Annotated in this window: 27 protein-coding genes; 8 read left to right on the forward strand and 19 right to left on the reverse strand. The window is 60.9% G+C overall.

Going from position 1 to position 20,871, the window contains the following annotated elements; translation table 11 throughout:
- Positions 1-186: a hypothetical protein gene (locus ACESNB_RS02615; protein ID WP_373003396.1), complete on the reverse strand. Its 186-nt coding sequence runs from the start codon at positions 184-186 to the stop codon at positions 1-3.
- A gap of 7 nt (positions 187-193) precedes the next feature.
- Positions 194-379, reverse strand: coding sequence for a hypothetical protein (locus ACESNB_RS02620; RefSeq protein ID WP_373003399.1), 186 nt, complete (start codon positions 377-379; stop codon positions 194-196).
- Between the two features lie 160 nt (positions 380-539).
- On the opposite strand from ACESNB_RS02620, the gene ACESNB_RS02625 reads away from it, so the two are divergent.
- Entirely contained in the window at positions 540-1,163 is a 624-nt protein-coding gene (locus tag ACESNB_RS02625) for a glutathione S-transferase family protein (RefSeq protein ID WP_373003402.1), read from the forward strand.
- Here ACESNB_RS02625 and ACESNB_RS02630 read toward each other — a convergent pair.
- The gene (locus ACESNB_RS02630) at positions 1,160-2,176 is read right to left on the reverse strand and encodes an AraC family transcriptional regulator (protein WP_373003405.1); all 1,017 of its coding nucleotides are present in this window, start codon (positions 2,174-2,176) and stop codon (positions 1,160-1,162) included. The two genes, ACESNB_RS02625 and ACESNB_RS02630, sit on opposite strands and share 4 nt — an antisense overlap.
- A gap of 115 nt (positions 2,177-2,291) precedes the next feature.
- On the opposite strand from ACESNB_RS02630, the gene ACESNB_RS02635 reads away from it, so the two are divergent.
- The gene (locus ACESNB_RS02635) at positions 2,292-3,116 is read left to right on the forward strand and encodes a DUF2306 domain-containing protein (protein ID WP_373003408.1); all 825 of its coding nucleotides are present in this window, start codon (positions 2,292-2,294) and stop codon (positions 3,114-3,116) included.
- Positions 3,117-3,142: 26 nt separating this feature from the next.
- Here the strand turns inward: ACESNB_RS02635 and typA are convergent, their stop codons facing one another.
- Positions 3,143-4,975: a translational GTPase TypA gene (gene typA / locus ACESNB_RS02640; protein WP_373003411.1), complete on the reverse strand. Its 1,833-nt coding sequence runs from the start codon at positions 4,973-4,975 to the stop codon at positions 3,143-3,145.
- A gap of 147 nt (positions 4,976-5,122) precedes the next feature.
- On the opposite strand from typA, the gene nudC reads away from it, so the two are divergent.
- Positions 5,123-6,037, forward strand: a complete 915-nt coding sequence (nudC, locus tag ACESNB_RS02645) for an NAD(+) diphosphatase (RefSeq protein ID WP_373003414.1) — start codon at positions 5,123-5,125, stop codon at positions 6,035-6,037.
- A 73-nt stretch (positions 6,038-6,110) separates the two neighbouring features.
- Here nudC and ACESNB_RS02650 read toward each other — a convergent pair whose 3' ends face one another.
- From ACESNB_RS02650 to ACESNB_RS02670, 5 genes are all read right to left on the reverse strand, one after another.
- Positions 6,111-6,449, reverse strand: a complete 339-nt coding sequence (locus ACESNB_RS02650; RefSeq protein ID WP_373003417.1) for a hypothetical protein — start codon at positions 6,447-6,449, stop codon at positions 6,111-6,113.
- A gap of 139 nt (positions 6,450-6,588) precedes the next feature.
- The gene (locus ACESNB_RS02655; protein ID WP_373003420.1) at positions 6,589-7,101 is read right to left on the reverse strand and encodes a porin family protein; all 513 of its coding nucleotides are present in this window, start codon (positions 7,099-7,101) and stop codon (positions 6,589-6,591) included.
- 228 nt (positions 7,102-7,329) lie between these two features.
- Positions 7,330-7,788 carry a YHS domain-containing (seleno)protein gene (locus tag ACESNB_RS02660; protein WP_373003423.1) on the reverse strand — a complete coding sequence of 153 codons (459 nt, stop codon included), beginning with the start codon at positions 7,786-7,788 and terminating at the stop codon, positions 7,330-7,332.
- A 113-nt stretch (positions 7,789-7,901) separates the two neighbouring features.
- On the reverse strand, positions 7,902-8,432 hold the full coding sequence (locus tag ACESNB_RS02665; protein ID WP_373003426.1) for a hypothetical protein: 531 nt from the start codon (positions 8,430-8,432) through the stop codon (positions 7,902-7,904).
- A 133-nt stretch (positions 8,433-8,565) separates the two neighbouring features.
- Complete coding sequence (locus ACESNB_RS02670) at positions 8,566-9,144, reverse strand: carboxymuconolactone decarboxylase family protein (protein WP_373003429.1); 579 nt, start codon at positions 9,142-9,144, stop codon at positions 8,566-8,568.
- 137 nt (positions 9,145-9,281) lie between these two features.
- Here ACESNB_RS02670 and ACESNB_RS02675 point away from each other — a divergent pair, with 137 nt between their 5' ends.
- On the forward strand, positions 9,282-10,175 hold the full coding sequence (locus tag ACESNB_RS02675; protein ID WP_373003432.1) for a LysR substrate-binding domain-containing protein: 894 nt from the start codon (positions 9,282-9,284) through the stop codon (positions 10,173-10,175).
- Here the strand turns inward: ACESNB_RS02675 and ACESNB_RS02680 are convergent.
- Positions 10,172-11,008, reverse strand: coding sequence for a prephenate dehydratase (locus ACESNB_RS02680; RefSeq protein WP_373003435.1), 837 nt, complete (start codon positions 11,006-11,008; stop codon positions 10,172-10,174). The genes ACESNB_RS02675 and ACESNB_RS02680 overlap by 4 nt on opposite strands.
- Before the next feature lie 157 nt (positions 11,009-11,165).
- On the opposite strand from ACESNB_RS02680, the gene ACESNB_RS02685 reads away from it, so the two are divergent.
- Positions 11,166-11,942, forward strand: coding sequence for a cytochrome c family protein (locus ACESNB_RS02685; RefSeq protein WP_373003438.1), 777 nt, complete (start codon positions 11,166-11,168; stop codon positions 11,940-11,942).
- Here the strand turns inward: ACESNB_RS02685 and ACESNB_RS02690 are convergent.
- Complete coding sequence (locus ACESNB_RS02690; protein ID WP_373003441.1) at positions 11,939-12,796, reverse strand: NlpC/P60 family protein; 858 nt, start codon at positions 12,794-12,796, stop codon at positions 11,939-11,941. The genes ACESNB_RS02685 and ACESNB_RS02690 overlap by 4 nt on opposite strands.
- A 26-nt stretch (positions 12,797-12,822) precedes the next feature.
- Entirely contained in the window at positions 12,823-13,212 is a 390-nt protein-coding gene (locus tag ACESNB_RS02695; RefSeq protein WP_373003444.1) for a MarR family transcriptional regulator, read from the reverse strand.
- Positions 13,213-13,338: 126 nt separating this feature from the next.
- Between ACESNB_RS02695 and ACESNB_RS02700 the strand changes: the two genes are divergently transcribed.
- Positions 13,339-13,824, forward strand: coding sequence for a Fur family transcriptional regulator (locus ACESNB_RS02700; RefSeq protein ID WP_373003447.1), 486 nt, complete (start codon positions 13,339-13,341; stop codon positions 13,822-13,824).
- Positions 13,821-14,744: a thioesterase family protein gene (locus ACESNB_RS02705; protein WP_373003450.1), complete on the forward strand. Its 924-nt coding sequence runs from the start codon at positions 13,821-13,823 to the stop codon at positions 14,742-14,744. The genes ACESNB_RS02700 and ACESNB_RS02705 overlap by 4 nt, the downstream gene beginning before the upstream one ends.
- On the opposite strand, the gene ACESNB_RS02710 is transcribed toward ACESNB_RS02705, so the two are convergent.
- From ACESNB_RS02710 to hppD, 7 genes are all read right to left on the reverse strand, one after another.
- Positions 14,741-15,937 carry an amino acid aminotransferase gene (locus ACESNB_RS02710; RefSeq protein WP_373003453.1) on the reverse strand — a complete coding sequence of 399 codons (1,197 nt, stop codon included), beginning with the start codon at positions 15,935-15,937 and terminating at the stop codon, positions 14,741-14,743. The genes ACESNB_RS02705 and ACESNB_RS02710 overlap by 4 nt on opposite strands.
- Complete coding sequence (locus tag ACESNB_RS02715; RefSeq protein ID WP_373003456.1) at positions 15,938-16,567, reverse strand: CoA transferase subunit B; 630 nt, start codon at positions 16,565-16,567, stop codon at positions 15,938-15,940. It abuts the gene before it with no gap.
- 1 nt (position 16,568) lies between these two features.
- On the reverse strand, positions 16,569-16,787 hold the full coding sequence (locus ACESNB_RS02720; protein WP_373003458.1) for a hypothetical protein: 219 nt from the start codon (positions 16,785-16,787) through the stop codon (positions 16,569-16,571).
- Positions 16,787-17,494, reverse strand: a complete 708-nt coding sequence (locus ACESNB_RS02725) for a CoA transferase subunit A (RefSeq protein ID WP_373003462.1) — start codon at positions 17,492-17,494, stop codon at positions 16,787-16,789. Before ACESNB_RS02725 ends, ACESNB_RS02720 begins: the two co-directional genes overlap by 1 nt.
- Positions 17,494-18,504, reverse strand: coding sequence for a fumarylacetoacetate hydrolase family protein (locus tag ACESNB_RS02730; protein WP_373003465.1), 1,011 nt, complete (start codon positions 18,502-18,504; stop codon positions 17,494-17,496). Before ACESNB_RS02730 ends, ACESNB_RS02725 begins: the two co-directional genes overlap by 1 nt.
- A 137-nt stretch (positions 18,505-18,641) precedes the next feature.
- A complete protein-coding gene (locus ACESNB_RS02735; RefSeq protein WP_373003468.1) occupies positions 18,642-19,193 on the reverse strand; it encodes a VOC family protein in 552 nt (183 codons plus the stop codon).
- Positions 19,193-20,293, reverse strand: coding sequence for a 4-hydroxyphenylpyruvate dioxygenase (hppD, locus tag ACESNB_RS02740; RefSeq protein ID WP_373003471.1), 1,101 nt, complete (start codon positions 20,291-20,293; stop codon positions 19,193-19,195). The genes ACESNB_RS02735 and hppD overlap by 1 nt, the downstream gene beginning before the upstream one ends.
- Positions 20,294-20,379: 86 nt before the next feature.
- Here hppD and ACESNB_RS02745 point away from each other — a divergent pair, with 86 nt between their 5' ends.
- Positions 20,380-20,847 (forward strand): MarR family winged helix-turn-helix transcriptional regulator, encoded by a 468-nt coding sequence (locus ACESNB_RS02745; protein WP_373003474.1) that lies wholly within the window; start codon positions 20,380-20,382, stop codon positions 20,845-20,847.
- Positions 20,848-20,871 lie beyond the last annotated feature (24 nt).

A 20,871-nucleotide genomic window follows, 5' to 3' on the forward strand; every position in this document is an offset into this window, starting at 1 on the left:
CTAGCGCTTCCTGATGCGGCGTGTCCGGACGAGCAAAGCCTGGTCCTGACGTGCCGCCAGGGACGCAAGAGCAGACGTAATCATATCCCTCAGGATTTCCCGGGAGAATGTATCGACGCGCTGGTCGATCCGGTCGATGAGGCGCTGCATGCCCTTGCGGGTCAGGAAGCCGAGAGGTTGTGCCATTGCAGGCCTATTCGCTGCTGGGCGTTTCATCTTTTTGCCTCGTCTTGCCAACGCCGGTGATGATGCCGAGGCCGATGAGTATGACGGAACAGACACCTATCCAGATGAGCGACAGGCCCAGCATGAACGCGCCATAGGCGAGCCCTGCGATCAGGACGAGAAAGCCGATAAGATAGATCGGGAAGGACGACATGGGGCGATACCTTGTTTCAGACTGTACTGGCATCTCAACGCCGCCCGGACCGCGCGGTTCCCCGGTCAAGGCGCAGAAGCGGCTCAGCGCGTCCCTAGACGTCCCTTGTGCGACGGCGTGCGTGGGAGCAAGCTCTCAACTTGCATGAGAGGCGGAACAGATGATCCTGATCGGCATGTATGACAGCCCGTTCGTGCGGCGCGTGGGCATTGCCTTGCGCCTCTATGGCATCGCGTACGAACACCGTGCCTGGTCCGTGTTCAGCGATACCATGAAGATCATGGCCTATAACCCGCTTGTGAGGGTGCCGACGCTGGTGCTGGACGATGGCGAAGCGTTGATCGACAGCGCAGCCATTCTCGATGCGCTGGACGACTTGGTCGGCCCTGAGCGCGCCATGACGCCAAGCAACGGACCGCCGCGCCGTGCGGCGCTGAAAACCTGCGCGCTGGCCGCTGGCATCGCCGACAAGGCGGTGTCGCTGGTCTATGAGCGCCATGTCCATGAACGGGCGGACCCGGTCTGGATCGAACGCTGCGCCGGACAAATCACGCGGGTGATGAATGAGCTGGAAATTGCCCTCGCCGCACAGACCACGCACTTCTGGCGCGGCGACGCGATCGGGCATGATGACGTGATGGTATCATGCGCGGTCACGTTCATGCGTGATGCGTTGGCGGGCGATATGGACCTGGCACCCTGGCAGGCGCTGAAACGCCATACCGACATGTGCGAAGGCCTGCCGGAATTCCGGGAGTCCTACATGAAGTTCAAGATCGGCTAGGCCTTCGCGACCTGTCCGGGGCGCTTGCCGGTCCAGCGGTGGAAGGCCCGCGAGAAAGACGAAGGGTCGGAGAAGCCGACCAGGTAGGCGGTCTCGTTGACCGAGACTTTCTCGCCGGAGAGGTAATGCAGCGCCATCTGGTGGCGCAGGGAATCGAGCAAAGTATCGAAGCTGGTGCCTTCCGCCTTGAGTTGGCGGTAGAGGGTCTGACGACTGACACCCATGCGCGCGGCAACACTGTCCATGGTGACATCGCCCGTGTGCAGGACAGGCAGGATGATCGCCTCGGCGCGCGCCGCGACGCCTTGCGCGGCATCAAGCGCCTTCATCAATTCATCGGCCCGTGCGCTGATCGAGCCGAACACGTAGCGCGGCGTTTTGGACAGGCGCAACGTGAAGAAGGCCTCTGTGATCTCCATGGAATTGCGAGAGGCGCTGAAGGTGACAGGTACACCGAGTATGCGCTCATAATCATCAGCATAGGCCGGTGCGGCATGGGTGACTTCGGCGGAGCAATAAAGCGGCGTGTTCGGAAAATAGTGCCGGGCGCCGCAGATGAAACGGCCAAGTGTCGACTCGGTGAGTTCCGGGAACTCGTTCGGGTTATTGCGCGTGTCGATGATGAATGCGCTGTTGCCTTCACGGGTGATGACGAACCGATCGCCATCCGACGGCGCCGTGGTGTCGATGACCAGGCGGCCATATCGATTCATCTGGCGGAACGCTTCCGGCATATCGGTCGCCGCGTCGGTAATCAGGCCCACGATCGTCAGGTCGTTGAACCGTACGGTGGAGCCAAACAGGAGACCGAGCATCGGTTCGCCGGATAATTCTTTGCCCGCGCGCATGAGCGTCTTGAAGGACGTCAGCGGAATGCGTGTGTCCGCGTCGGCGAGGTCGGCGTCGGTGATGCCTGCGCGGGCGAGCAGGGCCTCACGCGGCGCGCCATGCGACACGGCAAGGTCGAGCAGGGCCGAGGCATAGCCGGCGGATACCGTGGCGCTGGCGGTCATCGGGAAACGGCCAGGATGTTACTGCGCGTCATGATTATGTCGCCAAGTGTCATGGGGAGAGGGTCGCCCGTCCGGTAAGTTGTCGCAAGACTATAACGACCGGAGTGAACCCAAAATGACCGACAGTGCCGCAATCGGGCGTACGCGCGCCTTGATAGACCCCCGCAAGGCCCTGTCCTTCAGCGGGGCTGTATGGTTCACGGCGGCCGCAATCGGCCAGCTGGCCTTCATGCTCGATATCGCCGCTTTCTATTACGTCTCCACGTTCCAGGGTAACTTCGACCGTATGGACGGCCGCGTGATCCGTGGCTTCATCAGCGGCGACGTTCCGGGCAACGCCCTGTTCCTGTCGCATGTGCTGCTGGCCTTCTGGATTACTGCGAGCGGGCCGCTGCAGTTCATCCCGCAGATCCGCAACCGGTTCCGGGCCTTCCATCGCTGGAATGGACGCTTTTACCTAACCGTCGCCCTGCTCACGAGTTCAGGCGCCCTCATCCTCACCTACCTCCGCCCGCATTTCGGATCGTTTGCCTTGCTGGTCGTGAACACGGCCGACGGCATGCTGATCATCGCGTTCGGATGCCTCGCCCTGAGGGCGGCCCTGCAGCGTCGCTTCGACGACCATAGGCGATGGGCCCTGCGCATGTTCATCGTGGTCAGCGGCGTGTGGTTTTTCCGTCTCGGCTACGGGTTCTATTTCTTCATCACGGCAGGAAAGATGCCGGGAACGCACAACCTGACCGGACCGGCCGACATTGCTGTCGCCAGCACATGGGCTGTCGCGCTGCTGGGACTGGAATTCTATCTTTACGCCCAGAGACGCCGGTCAGGCGCCCTCAAACTGACAGCAGCCGCGATGGCGATAGCGGCTGCTGGAGCAGTTCTGGTGAGCAGTTATTTCGCGGCCCAGATGTTCTGGCTGCCGACGCTGGCGTCCTGAAGGCCGCAGCGCCGGGTTGGCCGGATCTAGTGGTCGGCGTTGGATTTCGCGCGGCGCTTGCGCTCGTGCGGATCGAGATAGATCTTGCGCATGCGGATATTGGTTGGCGTGACCTCGACCAGCTCATCGTCGGCGATATAGGCCAGCGACTTTTCAAGCGTCATTTGAAGCGGCGGCGTAAGGCGGACAGCCTCATCCGTGCCCGAGGCGCGCATGTTGGTCAGTTTCTTGCCTTTGAGCACGTTCACTTCGAGATCATTGTCGCGATTGTGCTCGCCGATGATCATGCCGGCATAGACCTTGTCGCCGGGATGGATAACCATCGGACCACGGTCTTCGAGGTTCCAGAGTGCGAAGGCAACAGCCTCGCCCTGCTCCATTGCGATCAGCACGCCGGTGTGACGGCCCTGGATACGGCCCTTGTGCGGGGCATACTCATGGAACACGCGGTTCATGATGGCGCTACCGCGCGTATCCGACATGAGTTCGCCCTGATAGCCTATGAGGCCGCGGGTCGGCGCGTGGAAGACCATGCGTGTGCGTCCAACGCCCGAGGGGCGCATGTCGAGCATGTCGGCTTTGCGCTCGGAGAGTTTTTGCACAATGATACCGGAATGCTCGTCGTCGACGTCGATGGTCACTTCTTCAATCGGCTCGAGCTTTTCGCCGTTCGGGCCTTCCTGCATGACGACCTGCGGACGCGAGACGCCGAGTTCGAAGCCTTCGCGGCGCATCGTCTCGATCAGGACGGCGAGTTGGAGTTCGCCACGGCCAGACACGGTGAAGGCCTCAGCATCGGTGGCGCGGTCGACCTTGAGGGCGACGTTGCCTTCGGCTTCCTTGAGCAGGCGGGCCCAGATGATCCGCGAGGTAACCTTGGTGCCTTCGGTGCCGGCAAGCGGCGAGTCGTTGACGCGGAAGGTCATCGAAATGGTCGGCGGGTCAATTGCCTGGGCTTCGATCGGGATCGTGACGGACGGGTCGCAGAACGTGTCAGCGACGTTTGCCTTGGTCATGCCGGCGAGCGAGACGATGTCGCCTGCGACGCCTTCGTCGACAGGCACGCGTTCAAGGCCGCGGAACGCGAGCACTTTCGATACCCGGCCCTGTTCGACGAGCGAACCGTCGCGGGCGAGAACCTTGATCTGCTGGTTCGGCTTGACCGTGCCGGAGGAAATACGGCCGGTCAGGATACGTCCGAGAAAGGGATCCGAGCTGATCGTGGTGGCGAGGAGGCGGAACGGGCCTTCCTCCACCATCGGTGTTGGCACGTGATCGACGACCATCTGGAACAGGGCATCCATATCAGTGGTCGGGTTTTCGTAGTCTGTGTTCATCCAGCCCTGCTTGGCCGACCCGTAGAGGATCGGGAAGTCGAGCTGCTCGTCGGTCGCATCGAGATTGGCGAAGAGGTCGAAGACTTCGTTGATGACTTCATCGGGACGGCGCTCGGGCTTGTCGATCTTGTTGACGGCCACAATCGGGCGCAGGCCGACCTTGAGGGCTTTGGAGACCACGAACTTGGTCTGCGGCATCGGGCCTTCAGAGGCATCGACGAGCACGATGGCACCGTCGACCATCTGGAGAATACGCTCAACTTCACCGCCGAAATCGGCGTGGCCGGGCGTGTCGACGATATTGATGCGGTAGCCATTCCACTCGACCGAAGTGGTCTTGGCGAGGATGGTGATGCCGCGCTCGCGCTCGATATCGTTGGAATCCATAGCGCGCTCGACGGTTTTCTCGTTTTCGCGATAGGTGCCGGACTGTTTGAGCAGTTCGTCGACCAGTGTGGTCTTGCCGTGGTCAACGTGTGCGATGATCGCGATGTTGCGCATTTTCTCGATGGACTGGGACATAGGGACTTTAGGCTTTCGGGAGGAGGAATCGGATGTCTGGCGCGCGCCCTAGCCGAATATACGGGTTTTGGCCATGGGGGATGGGCATGATGACATCAGGCGGCTATGCCAGTCCCTTCCCTCTCAAAGCCGGTAGTGTCCCAATCCATGACGAATTCAAACGATATGCCGCTCGCGGCGAACCCGCTCGATCGCGCTGCGCATCACCGAACAGACGAAGCCTGGCTGGAAGCCGCCATGCAGCAGGACAATGTCCTTTTCTTCCTGATGCGTAATGGCGAACCCTTTGTCGAAAAGCAGGGATTGTTCTGGATGGGCCCCGAGGCGCGCAAACTGTCGCCCGCTTCGCCCTGGCTGTTCATGGGTGAGGACAAGACCGGTGCGCCGGTCTTCGCCCTTAACCTGCCCCCGAAATTCGATGTCGACTCTTCCCTGATTGCCGGCGTCGGAAGCTTTGGCGAATTCCGCATGGCGGTGGGGGCGATTTCGGCCATGGAGGCCAATCTTGTTTCAACCGCCCGCAGCCTGTTCATGTGGCACGCCAGTCATGGCCATTGCGTCAAATGCGGCGGCAGGGTCGGGGTGGTCGAGGCCGGATGGAAAAGCCAGTGCCCGGAATGCGGCGCCGAACATTTCCCGCGGACCGATCCGGTGGCAATCATGCTGGCGGTGAAAGACGGCAAATGCCTGATCGGTCGTCAGGCGATGTGGCCCGCAGGGTTCATGTCGTGTCTCGCCGGCTTCTGCGAACCGGGCGAAACGATCGAACAGGCCGCGGCGCGAGAACTGTTCGAGGAGGCAGGCATCATGTGCGACCCGGCCAGCGCCGAATACGTCGCCTGCCAGCCTTGGCCGTTCGCCTCATCGCTCATGGTTGGACTCATTCTCGAAGCCGAAAATTTCGAAATTACGGTGGATAAAACCGAGCTCGATGAAGCAAGATGGATTACGCGTGCCGAAGCACGTGAAATTCTTTCCGGCAAACATCCCGAGCTTTTGTGCCCGCCCGCAATGGCAATAGCCCATCATATATTGAAGACCTGGGCTCTCCGGGACGATTAATCGTATACGGACGACCCAATCCCGCTCGCGCGTCAGGTGAAAATCAAGAGTTGATTTCCCGCGAATCACAATATTATTGGCTCGCCACTGACAGGAGATCGGAAATGGCAATTGCAAAGAAAAAGCCGGCCGTTAAAAAGCCGGCAGTGAAGAAACCAGCCGCTAAGCCGGCAGCAAAAAAACCTGCTGCCAAACCGGCAACCAAGACTGCGACTAAAACCGCTACTAAACCAGCGGCCAAGAAACCAGCTGTTAAGAAGCCGGCCGTCAAAAAGCCTGCTGCCAAAGCTGCTGCGAAACCAGCCGTAAAAAAAGCTGCTGCGAAGCCAGCCGCGAAAAAGCCTGCTGCAAAAAAGCCGGCTGCAAAAAAGAAATAAGTCTGCGGACAACAATTCGGAAAACGGGCGAGCATGTCTCGCCCGTTTTTTTGTGGGCGAAGGCTCCTTTCTGCCTGTCGAATGGAACCCCCGCACCCTCTCCAAGTGCGGGGGCCATCCTGCCGGGCAGTCAATCAAGGGCTGCCCGCCCGACCGGACCCTTACTGGCCAGAGCTAGAACTTCAGAACGTAGGCAACGTCGATCACGTCGATCGAGTCGTCATAGTCGAGGTAGGTATAGCCAACGCGGATGCCCTGGTTGGGGGCGAAATAGTAGTCGCCGCCAACACCGAGCGCTGCAGCATCGTCATCGCCCGAAGCGGACACGCCGCCTGCCGAGGCTTTGATCTCAGTGCTCACATAGCCGATCCGACCGAAGACATCGGCCTTTTCAGCAAAGGGAATCCGGCCCACGGCATAAGCGCCGTAGGAGTTTTCCAGTTCAACGTTCACATCGATACCGGATATCGTGGTGGATTCATCAGAAACGCCGACGGCCGCTTCGATTTCCGCACCGAGGAATTCGTTGAAGTTGTAGCCGCCACGCAGCTGGACGGCGCCAAGATCGGCGTCGTCGGCACCATAGTTGCCGTAGCCGATCGTTCCGTAGAATCCGGTGTCCTGCGCGAAGGCAGGTGCAGCGGCGAGCGCAACGAGGCTGATGGCCGTGGTGAGTGCAAATTTCATGGGAGGTATTCCTTTTGTTATCCCGTCTCCGGGAAACCGGAATCTAGCGATTGATTGTGGCAAGTTGCATGAATTCGGATTCATGTTTGCATGCGAAAAAAAAGTGTGGCTGCGGCGCAACGCGCTGGATTCCGGGGCTTGAGAATTCAGGGAAAAACCGACGGTCCGCCTCTGAAAATGCGACGGGCCGCAAGTAAATCGCGATTCAGATATGTGGCGGAAACTGCCTTATTGGTTAAGGGCAGACCATTCCGTATCGGCTTTCGAAATGAAGCCGGGAACGTCGGCATTCCATTTACCCTGGATGTCGGAATTGTAATTCAAGTAGAGCTTGCCTTCGACGATCTTCCAGTAGGCGGCATCACCCTTTGCGTGCTTGCCGTCCGCCATGGCCCAGGCGCAGTAACCACCATATTGCGGCGCAAAAGCCGCCGGATCGGCGATGAAGGCATCGCGGTGTTCAGCACTCGTGAACTGGAAGTTGGCGCCCTTGTATTCGGCGGTGAAATCCTTCGAGCCTTTGGCGGGCGCCCCAGTCTCGAAATAAGCGACAGTATCATATCCCTGCAGTGCGATCGACGAGAACCGGCCAGTATAGATGGCTGGCTCTGCCGCCGCTGCAGGCGCGAACGCCAAGGCTGGAGAAAGGGCGAGCGCGGCGGCGATGAGGAGGGGGCGGAGTTTCATGGATGTTCTCTTGGGACTGCGTTGAGGGAAGTAGGGTCGCCGAGGCCCGGGAGGTGTACTCGAGGCGGAGTGGGGACGGCCTCGAAAGAAGGCCCCGGCGACCGGGCGAAAACTCAGATGGGGTGGATCCGGGTTTTCGCAAACGTGCTGGGTGATGCGGCGCCGGGGCTTGGCAAGATCGCTTCGCGGATGCCGCCCAACATGGCGAACAGGGTCTTTCGTCTGACCACAAGAAGCGTGAGCGAACCCACCCAGACAGTGACGGCCATGGCGAACAGGCCGCCGCCATCATTGTTCGGATCGATACCGAGCGGCGTGAACAGGTGGAAGCTCACCGCGCCGCTCATGACAGCGACGGCCATCAGGGCACCGAGCGTCTGCAGGCGGCGAAAGGCTGAAAACACACCCAATAGAAGGCAGGCCGATGCGACCAGCTCAGCCGAACCGATGACGTACTGGCTGAACAGGCCGGTCTGCGCGAACAGGCCCCCTGCCCCGAAACTGCCGGCCCAAGCATCCAGCCGGCCAAAGATGACCTGCGTTTCGGGGGCATTGGTGAACTTGTAGCGCAGGCTGTCAAGGAACACGGCCGAGGCAATGAGGCTGGACACGTGCGGCGCGTAGGTCTTGATCTTGTCGTGCATTATGAGCGTCCCTCTCAGGTTTCTATGCGCAACATCTCATGGAGCGGTGCTCGCGGGTAAAGCAAACGCCTGTGAGCCAAGCCCACATTTGCGTGAGCGCCCTGCGAGTGAGGGTCACGGCGGCGCGCGGAGTTCATGCGCAATCGCCGGCACAGCCGCGCGTGCAGGGTGCCCAGGCATACGGCTTGTAGTCCTTGTTGAGGGGCGTCTCGGCCACATGGTTGGCATAGTTCGACATCGTCTTGAGGGCGACGCCGAGGATTACGCCGAGAATGGCGGCCTTTTCCCAGCCCGCGTTGAGGAATACGGAGACATCGGTGTCTGATACGAAACCGCGCTGTTGTGCCATGCGGCGCGTGAAGACGCGTAGGGCTTCCAGCCGGGTGTCGGCGATCCTTTGGTTGGTGCGGATGGCTTCGATGACTGATGCATCCAAGCCTTCAGCCGCAGCTGAAGCCGAATGTGCGGCAACACAGAAATGGCAGGCATTCTCGACACTGACCGTCGTTTGCACGACCTGGCGCTCCAGCGGCGAGAACCCCGCATTATCAAAAATACGCGACAGGCTGAGATAACCCTCAAGCGCGGCCGGATTTTCTGCCAGAACGCCCAGCATGTTCGGCATGATGCCGTTTGCGCGCTTCACCTGTTCAAGCAGGGGGCGCGCAGCGGGAGGCGCTGTCGTCTCGTCGTGAATTTTCAGGTCGCTCATGGGAACAGGTTTCTCGATCCAGGGTGGGCGCGCGGGCTCGCGCGCCCCTGTTGACCGAGATTTAGGTGCTTTTGCCCTTCGCAGAACGCAGACGCACCCCATATGCTTCATTCAGAATACGCATAGGAGGCCCTGGGGTGGACCGTATTGATGCCATGCGCCTGTTCATTCGCGTTGCGGATGCCGGCAGTTTTTCCAAAGCCGCAAGCGATCTTGGCCTAGGCCAACCGACCGTATCGCGCCGGATCCAGGACCTGGAAGCGAGTCTCGACGCTGCCCTGTTCCTGCGCACGACACGATCCCTCAGCCTGACAGAGGCCGGTGAACGGTTCTACAAGCGCGCGGCTGACATCCTGGCTGATTTCGATGATGCGGAAGCCGAGGCCCGGGGCCTTGACCATGAACCGATCGGCCTCCTGCGCATCTCCTGCGTCTCGTCCATGGCGCGCCTGGTCATCGGGCCTCGGATCGCAAGCTTCATGAAGCTGTATCCCCATGTGCGCGTGGATGTCCTGACCGATGATGCCTATACGGATCTCGTTGGCGAGGGCGTGGACCTTGCCTTCCGCATCGGATCACTGGTCGATTCGAGCCTGATGGCAAAAAAGGTGGGCGAATCCCCCCGGGCGCTGTGGGCCGCGCCCGACTACCTCGATGCCCGGGGCACGCCGCAGCACCCACGTGACCTGACGCAGCATGATGCTGTCATGTTCCGCCAGACCGCGACCAATGAATGGGTGCTGTCGCGCGACGGCGAGACCGTCAGCGTCAAGGTCGATGGGCGGTTCAAGGCCTCGTCGGGAGACCTCTTACTCCAGGCAGCGCAAAATGGCCTCGGCTTGTTCCTGTCCGCCAGCTGGCTTGTCTCGGACTGCGTCAATGATGGCAGCCTTGTGCGCGTCATGCCCGAATGGACGGCCACGCCCAGTCCAATCCATTGCGTGTGGACGTCCGGCAAGCTGCGCGGCAAGGCGAAGCTGTTTGCCGACCATATCGCCGACGCGCTGCAATTTGACACGCCGCCCTGCTAGAATCCGACGGTTGGCTTCGCGGGAAACACGCCGAGGAGTTTCAGCGACTGCGAGAAGAAACCAAGCTCTTCGAGTGCGTTCTGGACCGGGCGTTCGTCGGGGTGGCCCTCGATCTCAGCATAGAATTGCGTCGCCGTGAAAGAGCCGCCGATCTGGTAGCTCTCGAGCTTGGTCATGTTGACGCCATTCGTCGCGAAACCGCCCATGACTTTATAAAGCGCCGCCGGAATGTTGCGGACCTCGAACAGGAAGGCGGTCTTGACCGGTCCCTGCCCGGCTTCGATGTCGGATGGCTCGCGGGCCATGATAATGAACCGGGTCGTGTTGTGGGCGGCGTCCTCGATATCTTCGGCAAGAATGTCGAGACCATAGACCTTGGCGGCGAGGCGCGGCGCGATGGCCGCGACGGACCGGTCTCCGCCTTCGGTCACTTCGCGTGCTGCGCCGGCCGTGTCCGCAGACGTCACGGGCTCGATACTATGGGCTCTCAGGAAGTTGCGGCACTGGCCGAGGCCCATGATGTGGGAACGGGCCTTCCGGATTGCCTCAAGTTTGACACCTGGCAGGCCCATCAGCTGGAAGCGGATCGGCAAATAGTGCTCGCCGACGATCTGAAGGCTGGTCGTGGGTAACAGGTAGTGGATGTCACCGACGCGTCCGGCGATCGTGTTTTCCACCGGAATCATGGCGAGATCGGCCTCGCCCTTCTCAACGGCGGTGAAACAGTCTTCGAACGTGCGGCAGGGCAACGGTGACAGGCGCGGATAGGCCTCGTTGCAGGCAATATGCGAATTTGCCCCCGGTTCTCCCTGATAGGCGATGTGATTGGCCATTCGGCGTCCTTTTTTTACCTGTCCTGCGTGCGTCGGATCGCCGCGACGAAAGGAGAAGCGCCCCTTCCTCACAGCCTTTATGTTGTCTGCACTCCGTTAGCGTGCCAAAAGGCGCGCGCCAAGACACATGACCAGATAGATTCGAAGGAACGCCCCCATGGGAGAACTCGGTGTCAACAAGATCCTAGGCGCATTGCTCGCCACTGCGCTCGGCCTGATGGCCCTGCACCAGCTTTCGGGCATCGTGTTCAGCCACGGTGAAGAAGAAGCACATCACGGCGAGGAACACGCTGAAGCGACCTCGATGAGCGAGCAGATGTGCGCCAAGTATGCCTATTGCGTCCAAGTCGCCGACAGCGGTGGCGCCGGCGCGCCGGTTGAGGAAGTGTTCGACCTGGGTGCAGCCTTGGCCAGCGCTGACGCCTCCAAGGGCGAACGTACCTTCAAGGCCCAGTGCACCACCTGCCACAACATTGCCGATGGCGGCGCCAACGGAACCGGCCCGAACCTGCACGGCGTTGTCGGTGCCACCAAGGCCGTACATCCGGGCTTCACCTATTCCGCGGCCCTGTCGGGCGTCGGTGGCGAGTGGACCTATGAAGAAATGAACCACTGGATCAACAATCCGAGCGCCTATGCGCGTGGCACGTCCATGTCGTTCGCAGGCCTGCGTCGTGATTCGGACCGCGTGAACCTGATTGCCTACCTGGCAGCGAACTCTCCGAACGCGCCCGCGCTACCTGCGCCGCTGGCGGCCGCAACGGACGAAGCCGCACCTGCAGAGGGTGAAGCAGGCGCCGCCGCTACGGACGCTGTGGAAAGCGATGCCGCCATCGAACCGGCTCCAGCAGCACCCGTTGAAGCTGCACCAGACGCGACGGCAACCGAATCAGCGCCGGTTGAAGCACCCGCAGCTGACGACGGCGACGACTAGGCGACCGTTTCAGCCATCCAGCGGGGCACCACCTGTCCCGCGAGACGATCAACATCAATGCGCCGGGCCCCTATGGGCTCGGCGTATTGCGTTCTGACCCTGATGATTGCCTCTTCGAGCGGTTCGCGGGCCGTGGCCATGTGCCAGGCATTCGCGTGCAGGAGGTGCTCGCTGTCGGTCATGATGCCGACATGACCTTTCCAGAACACCAGATCGCCGCGTTTCAGGGCGCCCGGGGCCTTCCAATCTGCGATGTCATCCCCGGTCCAGGCGCACTGCATGTCACTGTCGCGCGGCAGGAGGACGCCCACGGCCTCGAAGGCCTGCTGGGTGAGGCCAGTACAGTCGAGGCCAAGACTGTCGCGTCCGCCCCACAGGTAGGGCGTGTGGAGGTAGCGTTCGGCGACCGAGACGGCGTCGGCTTCGCGCGCATCCTGTGAGGCGAGGTGGCGCGTGTGGACCCAGCCGGCCTGCGTGCAACTGGCATAGTCGCCATCGGTACTCGTGACCGTGACGCGTGCGCCGAGGCTGAGCATGAACTTGACAGGCGATTTCAGGTCCGGCGCGGCATAAGCGAATGTGCGCAGGGCCGCCACTTTGTGGGTTGGCGGGGCGATTGCCGGCGACAGCGCGTCGGACCGCATCCAGCCGACATAATGATCGCGATGGCAACGAATGCGGCTGAAACCACCCTGCCGGGCAAACACATCGACACTTTCGCCAAAAAGAACCTGAGTTGCGAGGCGCGCTGCTGCATCCGGGGATTCGCGGACGGCGGCCGTGCCGACCACCACATCAAACACCGTGCTTTCGCCTGCGGGGCGAGCCAGTCGGCTGTCAGTCAGTTCGGGCATGCACTGGGCCTCGGGCGGTTACGCGCCTAGGCTGCTGCGGTGGATTTGCCGCCGCGCCGCGGCGCCAATGTTTCGTCACTCTCACCTGAAGCTGCGGCAAGAACAAGGCCGGCGAAGGCCCGAAGATAGGTCATTCCGGCCGGTGTGCGCTCGATGAAGATATTGCGCAGATCATTGTCATCCTTGACGCGGCGAATGAAATCCAGCCGGGACAGGGTGTCGAGAGCCCGCGTCACAGCGGGTTTCGCGATGTCGAGATGGTCGGCCAGGCCGCGTACGGTGTGGGGGCCGGGGGCAAGCGCGATGGTCATCAGGATCGCCTGCTGGCGGGCTGTCAGATCCGGCGCGTCTGAGCGCACGGAAGCCGTCACAGCCCGACGCCAAAGTTCCAGTCCGCCACGTTCCGACAATTCCATCTACACATCCTCTCGATTCGCCTCAGAAACGAATCTCGGGTGATTTGCAGAATGCGTCTAGGCCCTGAAAGACGGCAAAACCGCTTACCCCTTCACATTGGACTCAAAACACACGACATTGCGGCCATGGCCAACGCACAGACACATGACCACATACGCGCCAACACGCCCTGCAGCCCGCAGGATGTGGAGACGTTCCTGAATGATGCCGAAGCGCTCGTAATGCGGCGCGGTGGCCGAATGACACGTATCCGCCGCAAAGTGTTGCGCCTGCTGCTGGAAAGCGCCGAGCCAGCCAAGGCCTATGACTTGCTGGCAAATCTCGACGGCGAGGGTTCGGCCAAGCCCCCGACCGTCTACCGGGCACTCGATTTCCTTCAGGAATCCGGCCTCGCCCACAAGATCGAGAGCCTGAACGCCTATGTCGCCTGCGGTCATACAAGCCATACCCATTCAGCAGTGTTCCTGATCTGCGACGAATGCGGCGGTGCCGAAGAACTGCACGCCGTCGCCACCAGCGAAGCGTTGAAAGCTGAAGCCGCCGCGGCAGGCTTCCAAATGACTCGTGCGGTCATCGAAGTGCGCGGCACATGTCGGGATTGTGCTGCGTGATCACACTTTGGCGGGGCAGTTGCAACCAGTGGGATTGCGACGAGATGGGGCACATGAACGTGCGCCTCTATATCGAAAAGCAAATGGAAGGGCTCGCCGCTTTCAGCCATGAACTGGCGATGCCAAATGCATTCCGGGAAGACGCACCGTCGACCCTGGTGCCGGTCGACCAGCATGTGCGCTTCATTCGCGAAGTGCTGCCCGGCCGTCCGATCAGCATGAATGGCTGTGTGGTGAGCGTCGGGACCAGTGACGCCGTGTTCTACCAGGAACTGCGTCACAGCGATGGGGCACTGTCAGCAGCCTACCTGACACGCGTGGCGCATATCGACACCAAGGGGCGGGAAGCCTTTCCGTGGAGCACGCGGGCGCGCATTGCGCTGGAAGCCCATATCGACACGCCACCTGCCGAGGCCGCGCCGCGCTCGTTCGATCCGAACGCCCCCACGCTTGCGACCGAAGACATCCGCATCGAGACAGCTCGCGATCTAGGCATTCCCCTGATCGGGAAGGGCATTGTTCCGCAGCACCATATCGACGTGCATGGTCGCATGGCGCCCGGCTGGATTATCGGCCGGATTTCAGACAGCGTGCCGAACCTCCTGTACGAATGGCGCAAGCAGGTGGCCGAGGCCGCCGGCGGCGTCCGGATGGGCGCCGCAGTGCTGGAAAACCGGCTTCGCTACCATCGCTGGCCGAAAGCGGGCGACGCGTTCGAAATCCATACATCGCTGGGCGGGACGGCCGAGAAGACCCACTCGCTAGTTCACTGGATGATGGACCCCGAGACGGGCCTGCCCTGGGCGACGAGCCAGGTCATTGCTATCACGCTGGACCTCGATGCGCGCAAGGCCATCCCGTCGCCTCCCAAAATGCTGGAAGACCTTGAACGGCTCGCGCCGCGCGGCCTGTCGCTCTAGAGATATTCCGACATGATTTCCGCGATGCGAGGAATGTCTGCCTGACGCAGGCCCGCAATATTGATGCGGCCGGATGCCGGCAGGTAGAGGCCGTGCTTTTCACGCATGTCTTTCGCCGCCTCTGGCGTCACCGGGATCTGGCTGAACATACCGTTCTGTTCGGCCAGCGCTGCCAGTCGGTTCGACCCCGTCTTCTCCACAAGCGCGTCGGACAATGCCTTGCGCAGGCTGATCATGCGTTCACGCATCTGCGTCAGTTCAGCTTCCCACTCGGCGCGCAGGGCCGGATCACCAAGAATGGTGGCGACAATCGCTGAGCCATGGGCGGGCGGCATGGAATAGCTGGTGCGCGAAATGTCGGCCACATGCGTCATGACGGCGTCAGCGGCCCGCTTTGTATAGGCCTGGCCAAGGAAGCAGCCGGTGCGTTCGCGGTAGAGTCCGAAATTCTTCGAGCAGGAATAGGAGACCATCGAGTCTTCGGCGATCTTGAGGAAGAGCCGCGCGCCTTCCATGTCGCTCTCAAGGCCGCCCGCAAACCCATGATAGGCAATATCGAGCATCGGGATGATGCCGCGCTCGACGGTGAGCATGGCGAGGTCGATCCATTGCTGGACGCTGAGGTCGATGCCGGTCGGATTGTGGCAAGGGCCCTGAATGATTATGCCGTCGCCGCGCCGTGTTTTCGAAAGGCTGGCCATCAGGCTTTCGAAATCGACACGGCCTGTTTCGGCGTCGGCATAGTCATATTCGGCGATTGACAAGCCGGTATTCTTCACAAGGTTCGTATGGTTGGGCCAGGTCGGGCGGCTCAGCCACACGGTCTTCACGCCAAGCCGTTTCATTAGGCCGACGCCGAGATAGAGCGCACCACAGCCGCCGGGCGTCGTCATCGAGATGAGTCGGCCTTTCTCGATCAGGTGCGAACTGTCGCCGAAGACGAAGCGCTCGATGGCGGCGCAGAAATCCGGATTGCCGCGGGGGCCCTCATAGACCTTGGTCGTCTGCTGCTTGAGAATAATTGTCTCCGCCTTGGCCACGGACGTCATGATCGGCGTGTGGCCGTCATCATCCTTGTAGACACCGACACCCAGATCGAATTTCTCGGTGCGCGGGTCGGCGCGATAGGCGGTCATGAGACCAAGCAGCGCGTCCGGCGGAAGTGCGTGGAGGGATTCGAATGCGGGGTTCATCTAATCGACCAGGGTTGCTTCGGTTTTGGCTTTCACGTCATCCATCGTGACGCCGGGCGCAAGCTCGATGACTTTCAGGCCGCCGAGTACGACATTCATGACGCAGAGGTCTGTGATGATGCGGTCGACGACGCCCTTGCCCGTCAGTGGCAGAGTGCATTCCTTCAGCACCTTGGTTTCGCCCTTCTTGTTGGCGTGGTCCATGACCACGACGATGCGCTTGACGCCCGCGACGAGGTCCATCGCGCCGCCCATGCCCTTGACCAGCTTGCCGGGGATCATCCAATTGGCGATGTCGCCATTCTCGGCAACTTCCATGGCGCCGAGGATGGCGAGGTTGATATGGCCACCACGGATCATCGCGAAGCTGGTAGCGCTGTCGAAGAAGCTCGAGCGCGGCAGCGTCGTGATCGTCTGTTTGCCGGCATTGATCAGGTCGGCGTCTTCCTCGCCCTCATAAGGGAACGGGCCCATGCCGAGCATGCCGTTTTCCGATTGCAGCGTCACGTCGACGCCTTTGGGAATATAATTGGCCACCAGCGTCGGAATGCCGATGCCGAGGTTCACATAGAAACCGTCTTCCAGTTCCTGTGCGGCGCGGGCCGCCATCTCGTCACGTGTCCAAGGCATACTAATTTTCTCTCTTTGGTAGAAAGACAACTCGATCATCAATCAAAGAAAGCGACTCTGATGACCTGCTCAATCTCTTTAGAATATACGCATTCCGATTGGCTTGCTGGGACAGTTCTGCCCAACTGGTTTTTGAATCTTGAAGGTCTTGAAGTTCAATATCGATTTCGGCTTCCGGCTCGCTGTTTAGCACCCGCAAGAGTTCTGTCATATTGAGCACTATATACCCTCCCTGTTTTGAACGGTGCGCTGTTCGATCCGTTTTTCGAATGTGCCCTGGAAGATGCGCTGCACGAAAATACCCGGCAGGTGGATTTCATCCGGGTCGAGACTGCCGGTCGGGACCAGTTCTTCGACCTCAGCAACCGTCACCTTGCCGGCCATCGCCATCATCGGGTTGAAGTTGCGGGCCGTCTTGTTGAAGATCAGGTTGCCCTGCGCGTCGCCCTTGTGGGCCTTGACGATGGAGAGATCGGCGACGAGGCCGGTCTCGAGAATATAGGTCTCGCCATTGAACTCGCGGTGTTCCTTGCCGTCAGCAATCACTGTTCCGACGCCGGTCTTGGTATAGAAGCCGGGAATGCCCGCGCCCCCTGCCCGGCACCGTTCGGCCAGCGTGCCCTGCGGGTTGAACTCCAGTTCAAGTTCGCCGGAAAGATACTGGCGCTCGAACTCCTTGTTCTCGCCGACATAGGAGGAGATCATTTTCTTGATCTGCCGAGTCTCGAGCAGCAAGCCGAGGCCGAAACCGTCGACGCCCGCATTGTTGGATACGGCCGTTATGTCCTTCACGCCTGTATCGCGCAGCGCTGCGATCAGGTTCTCCGGGATGCCGCAGAGGCCAAAGCCCCCGGCCATCACCATCATGCCATCAAAGGTGACGCCCTGAAGGGCCTCGCCTGCGTTCTTGTAAACCTTGTTTGCCATCAGGCCGAAGTCACCTTTTGCTCAATTGCGCCGAAAATCGAATGGCCCGCGCCATCCAGCATTTCAATGCGTACCACATCGCCGGGCGACATGAAGGGGGTCAGGGGCTCTTTTTTCAACAGTTGTTGAATCATGCGGATTTCCGCAATGCAGGAATAGCCCCGACCGCCCTCGCTAACCGGTTTTCCGGGGCCGCCATCCTTGCCCTTGTTGGACACGGTGCCCGACCCGATGATTGTTCCGGCACTGAGCGGGCGGGTCTTTGCGGCGTGGGAGACGAGCCGCGCGAGGCTGAACGTGGCATCCTCACCGGCTTCGGCCCGACCGAAGGCTTCGCCGTTGTAATCGACACGTAGCGGCAGGTGGACGAGGCTGTCTTTCCAGGCTGCCCCTAGCTCGTCGGGCGTGACGGCAACCGGGCTGAAGGCGCTTGGCGGCTTGGACTGCAAGAATCCGAATCCCTTGCCAAGTTCGCCGGGGATGAGGCCGCGCAGCGAGACGTCATTGCAGAGAAGGACGAGCCTGATGTGGCCGGCAGCCTCCTTCTCGGAGACACCGGCTGGCACGTCATCAGTGATGACGGCGATCTCGCCTTCCATGTCGCAGCCCCAGCTCTGGTCGCCAAGCGGGATGTCGTCACGCGGACTGAGGAAGACATCCGAGCCGCCCTGGTACATCAGCGGATCATCGTAGAAGCTCTCGGGCACGTCGGCGCCGCGCGCGGCGCGGACGAGTTCGACATGGTTGATATAGGCCGAGCCGTCGGCCCATTGGTAGGCGCGCGGCAACGGGCTTTCGCAATCATGTTCGTGGAAGCGGAAGGTGGGGACGGAACCGATTTCGACCTGTTCGGCAAGTTCTGCGAGCTGCGGCGCATAGACGGCCCAATTGTCGAGCGCGGCCTGAAGCGTCGGTACGATGCGCGCGGCATCTGTGCATTTGGTCAGGTCTTTTGAGACAACGACAAGGCGGCCATCACGGGCGCCGTTCCTGAGGGTAGCGAGTTTCATTTATTGTCCAGTTCTCTCAAAGCGGCCTCATCCCGAGCGAAGTCAAAGGACGGGGACGCGCGGTTCCAGAATAACGTTTATGGCACACCGCCCGCCGCCCGTCCTTCGACTTCGCTCAGGATGAGCGGCTCAGGCAATCAATGATCTTCCGTCGCGATTTTCTCGTGCAGCCAAGCCGCGTGGCGCGGGGCTTTCTTGGTGCGGCTCCATTCTTCGAGCATCTCGGGTGCGACGCGCTTCAATTCGGCCATCTGTTCCGGTGTACCGGTATTGCAGGCGAGTTCGAGGCGGTGACCATTGGGATCGAAGAAATAGATCGAGCGGAAGATGCCGTGATTGGTTGGGCCGACGACATCCAGCCCATGCGCCTCAGCGCGCGCCTTTGCAGCGAGCAGGTCGTCCATCGTGGCGACCTTGAAGGCGATATGCTGGACCCATTGCGGCGTGTTGTGGTCGCGGTCCATATCGGGCTGTTCGGGCAGCTCGAAGAAGGCGAGCACGTTGCCGTTCCCGGCATCAAGAAAGATGTGCATGTAGGGGTCATAGGCCCCGGTCGAGGGCACATGGTCTTCGGCGATGGCGAGCTGGAAATCCATGCCGAGCACGTCGTGGTAGAACTCGACAGTCTGCTTGGCATCCTTGCAGCGATAGGCGACGTGGTGGACGCCCTGGAGATTGGGCGCGTCCATTACACCTTCTCCTCGACCTTCAGCACGCCGCGTTCGACCTGGTCGCGTTCCATGCTTTCGAACAGGGCCTTGAAGTTGCCTTCGCCGAAACCGTCCTTGTAATCGCCCTTGCGCTGGATGAATTCGAAGAAGACCGGGCCGACCTGGGCCTGCGCGAATATCTGCAGCAGGAGGCGGGGCTCGCCGCCTTCGGTCGTGCCGTCGAGCAGGATGCCGCGCTTCTGGAGTTCATCGACGGGCTGGCCATGCCCAGGAAGGCGCCCGTCGAGCATGTCGTAATAGGTCTTCGGCGGCGCGGTCATGAAGGGCACGCCCCGTTTTTTCAGGCAGTCCCAGCAGGCAACGAGATCGTCGCAGATGAGGGCGATGTGCTGGATGCCCTCGCCGTTATACTCGCGCAGGAATTCCTCGATCTGGCCCTTGCCGCCCTCGCCCTCTTCATTGAGCGGGATGCGGATCTTGCCGTCCGGCGCGGTGAGCGCCTTGGACGTGAGGCCGGTATATTCGCCCTTGATGTCGAAATAGCGGATTTCGCGGAAGTTGAAGAGCTTCTCGTAATAGTCCGCCCAATATTTCATGCGGCCGCCATAGACATTGTGTGTCAGGTGATCGACCAGCTTGAAGCCCGCACCAACCGGATTACGGTCGACGCCCGGTTCGTATTCGAAATCAATGTCATAGATTGAAAGCTCGTCCTGGCCGGTATCGTAGCGGTCGATCAGGTAGATGATCGAATTGCCGATGCCACGAATGCCCGGGATGTGCAGTTCCATCGGGCCGGTGCGCATTTCGACCGGTTCGGCGCCCTGCTTCAGCAAATGGTCATACGCCTTGCGGGCATCCTTGACGCGAAAGCCCATGCCGCAGGCCGACGGGCCGTGCTCGCGGCTGAAATACCAGGCAGGCGATTTCGGCTCATAATTGGTGATCAGGTTGATGCCGCCCTGCCGCCAGAGCTCGACTTGCTTGGAGCGATGACGGGCGACAAGGGTAAACCCCATGGTCTCGAAAACGGGCTCGAGCACGCCTTTCTCGGGCGCGGAGAACTCGATGAACTCGAATCCGTCGAGCCCGGCGGGGTTGTCAAACAGGTCGGCCATGGTTCATTCCCTTTGCGATGGACTAATATAGTTTCATCTGTAACTAATATTGCCTCAGAAGGCAAGCCTGAAACCGGACCTTATCAATGCCCGAACTCCCGTCGAAAAGCACACTGCGCCTGCGCGACTTCCTGCCGTATCGCCTGTCGGTCCTATCCAACACGGTGTCGGGCAAGATCGCGAATCTCTACGACCGGGAATTCGGATTATCGATCTGGCAGTGGCGGGTGATGGCCGTGCTGGGAGAGAATGCCGGGATCACGGCGACAGAGATCGGACAGGTCACGGCCATGGACAAGGTGGCCGTCAGCCGAGCCGTCTCGGGACTGATCGAAAGCGGGCATGTCGCGCGCAAGGTATCCCCCGAGGACGGGCGGCGCTCGATCCTCTCACTCACCACCAAGGGCAAGGGCGTCTATGACAAGATCGTGCCGATCGCGCTGGATGCCGAGCGTGACCTCGTCGAAACGTTGAGCGCAGCCGAGCGGGAACAGCTGGCGCGCCTGATGGACAAGCTGGCCAAGACGGCAGAGCCGGATCGACCTCTCTGGTGAGCGCTAGCTGAGCGGCCAGAAGTA

The organism is Hyphomonas sp. (genome assembly GCF_041689225.1).
In the GTDB taxonomy this organism is placed as follows: Bacteria; Pseudomonadota; Alphaproteobacteria; order Caulobacterales; family Hyphomonadaceae; genus Hyphomonas.

Excerpts from the sequence above, each read along its gene's own strand:
- ACESNB_RS02735 (WP_373003468.1), bottom strand. The coding sequence starts at position 19,193 with ATGGACGCGCCCAATCTCCAGGGCGTCCACCACGTCGCCTATCGCTGC.
- ACESNB_RS02665 (WP_373003426.1), bottom strand. The coding sequence starts at position 8,432 with ATGCACGACAAGATCAAGACCTACGCGCCGCACGTGTCCAGCCTCATT.
- ACESNB_RS02730 (WP_373003465.1), bottom strand. The coding sequence starts at position 18,504 with ATGAAACTCGCTACCCTCAGGAACGGCGCCCGTGATGGCCGCCTTGTC.
- ACESNB_RS02620 (WP_373003399.1), bottom strand. The coding sequence starts at position 379 with ATGTCGTCCTTCCCGATCTATCTTATCGGCTTTCTCGTCCTGATCGCA.
- ACESNB_RS02695 (WP_373003444.1), bottom strand. The coding sequence starts at position 13,212 with ATGGAATTGTCGGAACGTGGCGGACTGGAACTTTGGCGTCGGGCTGTG.
- ACESNB_RS02630 (WP_373003405.1), bottom strand. The coding sequence starts at position 2,176 with ATGACCGCCAGCGCCACGGTATCCGCCGGCTATGCCTCGGCCCTGCTC.
- ACESNB_RS02650 (WP_373003417.1), bottom strand. The coding sequence starts at position 6,449 with ATGCTCGCCCGTTTTCCGAATTGTTGTCCGCAGACTTATTTCTTTTTT.
- ACESNB_RS02625 (WP_373003402.1), top strand. The coding sequence starts at position 540 with ATGATCCTGATCGGCATGTATGACAGCCCGTTCGTGCGGCGCGTGGGC.
- typA (WP_373003411.1), bottom strand. The coding sequence starts at position 4,975 with ATGTCCCAGTCCATCGAGAAAATGCGCAACATCGCGATCATCGCACAC.
- ACESNB_RS02680 (WP_373003435.1), bottom strand. The coding sequence starts at position 11,008 with ATGGCCAATCACATCGCCTATCAGGGAGAACCGGGGGCAAATTCGCAT.
- ACESNB_RS02710 (WP_373003453.1), bottom strand. The coding sequence starts at position 15,937 with ATGAACCCCGCATTCGAATCCCTCCACGCACTTCCGCCGGACGCGCTG.
- ACESNB_RS02700 (WP_373003447.1), top strand. The coding sequence starts at position 13,339 with ATGGCCAACGCACAGACACATGACCACATACGCGCCAACACGCCCTGC.
- ACESNB_RS02745 (WP_373003474.1), top strand. The coding sequence starts at position 20,380 with ATGCCCGAACTCCCGTCGAAAAGCACACTGCGCCTGCGCGACTTCCTG.
- ACESNB_RS02725 (WP_373003462.1), bottom strand. The coding sequence starts at position 17,494 with ATGGCAAACAAGGTTTACAAGAACGCAGGCGAGGCCCTTCAGGGCGTC.
- hppD (WP_373003471.1), bottom strand. The coding sequence starts at position 20,293 with ATGGCCGACCTGTTTGACAACCCCGCCGGGCTCGACGGATTCGAGTTC.
- ACESNB_RS02660 (WP_373003423.1), bottom strand. The coding sequence starts at position 7,788 with ATGAAACTCCGCCCCCTCCTCATCGCCGCCGCGCTCGCCCTTTCTCCA.
- ACESNB_RS02635 (WP_373003408.1), top strand. The coding sequence starts at position 2,292 with ATGACCGACAGTGCCGCAATCGGGCGTACGCGCGCCTTGATAGACCCC.
- ACESNB_RS02690 (WP_373003441.1), bottom strand. The coding sequence starts at position 12,796 with ATGCCCGAACTGACTGACAGCCGACTGGCTCGCCCCGCAGGCGAAAGC.
- ACESNB_RS02670 (WP_373003429.1), bottom strand. The coding sequence starts at position 9,144 with ATGAGCGACCTGAAAATTCACGACGAGACGACAGCGCCTCCCGCTGCG.
- ACESNB_RS02715 (WP_373003456.1), bottom strand. The coding sequence starts at position 16,567 with ATGCCTTGGACACGTGACGAGATGGCGGCCCGCGCCGCACAGGAACTG.
- ACESNB_RS02615 (WP_373003396.1), bottom strand. The coding sequence starts at position 186 with ATGGCACAACCTCTCGGCTTCCTGACCCGCAAGGGCATGCAGCGCCTC.
- ACESNB_RS02685 (WP_373003438.1), top strand. The coding sequence starts at position 11,166 with ATGGGAGAACTCGGTGTCAACAAGATCCTAGGCGCATTGCTCGCCACT.
- nudC (WP_373003414.1), top strand. The coding sequence starts at position 5,123 with ATGACGAATTCAAACGATATGCCGCTCGCGGCGAACCCGCTCGATCGC.
- ACESNB_RS02655 (WP_373003420.1), bottom strand. The coding sequence starts at position 7,101 with ATGAAATTTGCACTCACCACGGCCATCAGCCTCGTTGCGCTCGCCGCT.